We start from the raw sequence: 543 nt of genomic DNA, 5'->3' as shown, positions 1-543 counted from the left end.
CATTGGTTGCTCTAAATGGATAGCCCTTATATCCATACAGTATATTGGTATTGATCATGCGTGTGACTTATCTTGGTGTGTCTGAGTCGGCGGCGTTTATCGCGGCCAATAGTGTGCGAATCCCTTTGTATGTGGATTCGGTATCGGCGGGTTTTCCTTCGCCCGCTCAGGATTTTGTTGAAAAATCTTTGGACTTAAATGAGTTCTGTGTCGCTCATCCGAACGCGACGTTTTACGTGCGTGCGCAAGGGGATTCGATGATCGATGTGGGCATTTATTCGGGTGATGTGTTGGTGGTCGATCGTTCGTTAACCGCACGTCATGGGGATATCGTCATTGCCTGCATTCATGGGGAAATGACGGTGAAGACGTTGGAGCTGAAGCCCAATGTGTTGCTTCGTCCGAAGAATAAAGCTTATAAAGCGATTCATATTACCGAAGAGTCCGAACTGGAGATCTTCGGTGTGGTAACGGGTGTGGCTCGCAAGTACGAGCGCGGTTGATGAAGACGATTTTTGCCTTAGTCGATTGCAATAACTTTTA

1 protein-coding gene is annotated in these 543 nt (G+C 47.3%); it reads left to right on the top strand.

Translation table 11 applies throughout. The features are described 5' to 3' along the window. Positions 1-56: 56 nt before the first annotated feature. Complete coding sequence (gene umuD / locus TY87_RS22410; protein WP_100188764.1) at positions 57-503, top strand: translesion error-prone DNA polymerase V autoproteolytic subunit; 447 nt, start codon at positions 57-59, stop codon at positions 501-503. Positions 504-543 lie beyond the last annotated feature (40 nt).

The sequence above is a fragment of the Marinomonas sp. BSi20584 genome (genome assembly GCF_002792415.1).
In the GTDB taxonomy this organism is placed as follows: domain Bacteria; phylum Pseudomonadota; class Gammaproteobacteria; order Pseudomonadales; family Marinomonadaceae; genus Marinomonas; species Marinomonas polaris.
This window is presented reverse-complemented; position numbering and strand designations above follow the sequence as displayed.

Bases quoted from the DNA above. Each gene is read 5' to 3' on its own strand.
- umuD (WP_100188764.1), top strand. From the start codon at position 57: ATGCGTGTGACTTATCTTGGTGTGTCTGAGTCGGCGGCGTTTATCGCG.